The sequence below is a fragment of the Rubrivirga sp. genome, assembly GCF_049648075.1.
Classification (GTDB): Bacteria; Bacteroidota; Rhodothermia; order Rhodothermales; family Rubricoccaceae; genus Rubrivirga.
This window is the reverse complement of the sequence record NZ_JBARYR010000263.1, coordinates 1-2,805: the sequence shown is the minus strand read 5'-3', so window position 1 is coordinate 2,805 and position 2,805 is coordinate 1. Positions and strand designations below refer to the sequence as shown.

The following is a 2,805-nucleotide window of genomic DNA, read 5'->3' as shown; positions in this document are numbered from 1 at the left end:
GCGTCGGCCCGCTCGCCGTGCTGGCGGACGCGCTCAGCGTTGGCCTCGATCTCGGCCGCCACCGCGACGACACCGTCGAGGCGGCCCGCCTCCGCCTCGCCGCGGAGCTCGGCGGCGAGCTCTCGGTTGAGCTCGGAGAAGCCCGTGATGAAAGTGAGCGGGTTCTTGACCTCGTGGGCGATCCCAGCCGTGACTTGGCCGAGCGCGGCCAGCGTCTCGCGCTGGACGAGCCGCGCCTTGGTCTCTTCCAGCCGGTCAAGCGCGTCCTGGATCTCGGCCTTTTGAGCGCTGATCGTCGCGAGCGCCCGAGCACGCTCGTGGCAGAACACACGCGCCAGCAGAAACACCAGCAAGGGAAGTCCGGCGCGAACTAGGGCGGTCCAGACCGGGCTGTCCTGGGGCGTCCGCACGACCGGGTAGGCATAGCCCACGCCTTCCAGGACGGCGAAGCCCGCCGCCAGCGCGACGGCCACGACGCCCCACACCAGCCCTCGGTGGCCGTCAGTGAGGAGGACGGCCGCAAGCGGGACGACGGCGAGCCACGGGAGCACCTCGGCCCCTCCTGCGAGGTGGGCGTTGGCGAGAACGGCGAGCGTGCCGACGGCCAGGAACGAGTGGACGACGATCGGGATGGACCCCGTCCGCCGGAACACCGGCGCTAGGCCGAGAAAGAGTCCTGCCGCTCCGGTCATCACAGCGGTCCCGATCCACAGCCCAAACGCCGCGTCGAGGACGGCGTAGAACGCCGAGAACAGGCCCGTGACGAAGCAGGCGACGACCAGGAGGGTGCCCTGGTGGAACGCTCCAACGTCGTCGGTCGGAGGCACGAGGCGGTAAACGAGGGCGCGCATGGCAAGGGGTGCAGTCCCCCATCGTGACGCGGGCGCGACCCGGACTCCCAAAACCAGCTGAGTCGCGGGACGAGTCTTCACGTGTTCGACCTACCTTTAGGCACGTGCTCCAACCTGAGCGAGACCAACCATCTAGGAGCCACCCTAGATGATCCGGTCGCGACATGACCACGACGGCTCGTCCTGCCCGAGACCCCGCCTGCTGTGCCTGATCCCAGCGTCACCGTTCTACTCCAGGAGGTCGAGGCCGGCCGCGACGGCGCCTTCGACCGGCTGCTCGCGGGCGTCTACCCCGAACTGCGCGAGATGGCTCGGGGCAAGCTGTTCGACCAGCGGGCGGGCCACACCCTATCCCCCACCGGGCTCGTCCACGAGGCCTACCTCCGGCTCGTCCGCTACCAAGACGCGGGCTTTGAGGGGCGGGCTCATTTCTTCGGCGCCGCGGCCCAGACCATGCGCCGTGTGCTCGTGGACCACGCTCGCAAGAAGACGGCCGACAAGCGCCGCGGCGAGCACGTCTCGCTCACCGACGCGGGCGAGCTCGGCGACCGCGACGCCGTTCCGCTCGACGAAGTCCTGGCCGTCGACGACGCGCTGGCGCGGCTGGCTCAGGAGCGCCCCCGGTGGGTCCGGGTCGTCGAGTGCCGCTACTTCGCCGGGCTCACGCTCGACGAGACGGCGGAGGCGCTCGGCGTCTCGCACGCGACGGTCTCGAACGACTGGCGCCTGGCCCGGGCCTGGCTCAAGCGGGCGCTCACCGACCCAGAGCCGTGACGACCGACGCCCCCGACCGCCTAGAGCGGCTGTTCCGGGCCGCCCGGCTCCACCCGGCCGCAGAACGCGCCGCGTTCCTCGACGCCGCCTGCCCCGACGACGACGCGCTCCGCAACGAGGTCGAGGCCCTACTCGCTCTCGACGCCGAGGCCGATGACGACGGCTTCCTCGACCGCCCGGCGACGGGGCTGATCGATGGTCTGCCCGCTGCGCCCCCCTCCCCCACCGACCCACTCGTCGGCGAGACCGTCGGGCCGTACCGCGTGCTGCGGCTCTTGGGCGAGGGCGGGATGGGGGCCGTCTACCTCGCCGTCCGCGAAGTGCCGTTCGTGCGCTACGTCGCGCTCAAGCTCGTCCGGGGTCTGGCGTCGCCCGACGCGCTCGCCCGGTTCGAGCAGGAGCGCCAGATCCTGGCCGGGCTGGACCATCCGGGCATCGCGCGGCTCCTCGACGGCGGCGTGACGGAGCCCATGCCCGGTGCCGCAAGCGGCGTGCCGTACTTCGCGATGGAGTACGTCGAGGGTCAGCCGATCACGGAGTACTGCGACGCGCACCGCTTGAGGCTAGACGACCGGCTCGCGCTCTTCGAGCAGGTCTGCCAGGCCGTACACACGGCGCACCAGAATCTCGTCCTCCACCGCGACCTCAAGCCGTCGAACATCCTGGTGACGGCCGACGGAGGGCCCGGGGGCGCCCCGGGCGTCAAGCTCCTCGACTTCGGGATCGCCAAGCTGCTCAACCCCGGGCTCGGGTCGGCGTCGGCGCCGATCACCCAGACGGCGCTCCGCCCGCTCACGCCCGAGTACGCGAGCCCCGAGCAGGTCCGCGGCGATAGCCTGACGACGGCCTCGGACGTCTACGGTCTCGGCGTTGTGCTCTACGAGCTGCTGACGGGCCAACGGCCCTACCGCATCGAGCACCGGACGCCGACCGAGGTCGCTCGGACGGTTGCCGAGCTAGACCCGCCACGCCCCAGCACGCGCGTCGTCGGTGACAAGGACGATGCGGCCGAGACGGCGCGGCAGCGTGACACCAGCCCGGACCGGCTGCGCCGCCAGCTCCGGGGAGACCTCGACGTGATCGTGCTCAAGGCGCTCCGCAAGGAGCCCGGGCGGCGCTACGCCTCGGCCGAGGCCCTGGCGCAAGACCTCGACCGGCACCGCCGCCAGCTGCCCGTCGT

3 protein-coding genes are annotated in these 2,805 nt (G+C 71.7%); 2 read left to right on the top strand and 1 reads right to left on the bottom strand.

The features are described 5' to 3' along the window. A partial coding sequence (locus WBA11_RS07820) for a histidine kinase dimerization/phospho-acceptor domain-containing protein (protein WP_424520138.1) occupies nt 1-851 on the bottom strand: 851 nt, incomplete at its 3' end. A 204-nt stretch (nt 852-1,055) separates the two neighbouring features. Here WBA11_RS07820 and WBA11_RS07815 point away from each other — a divergent pair. Then, on the top strand, nt 1,056-1,625 hold the full coding sequence (locus tag WBA11_RS07815; RefSeq protein ID WP_424520137.1) for a sigma-70 family RNA polymerase sigma factor: 570 nt from the start codon (nt 1,056-1,058) through the stop codon (nt 1,623-1,625). After that, nucleotides 1,622-2,805 (top strand): serine/threonine-protein kinase (locus tag WBA11_RS07810; protein ID WP_424520136.1); only part of this gene is annotated, 1,184 nt, incomplete at its 3' end. The genes WBA11_RS07815 and WBA11_RS07810, both read left to right, overlap by 4 nt.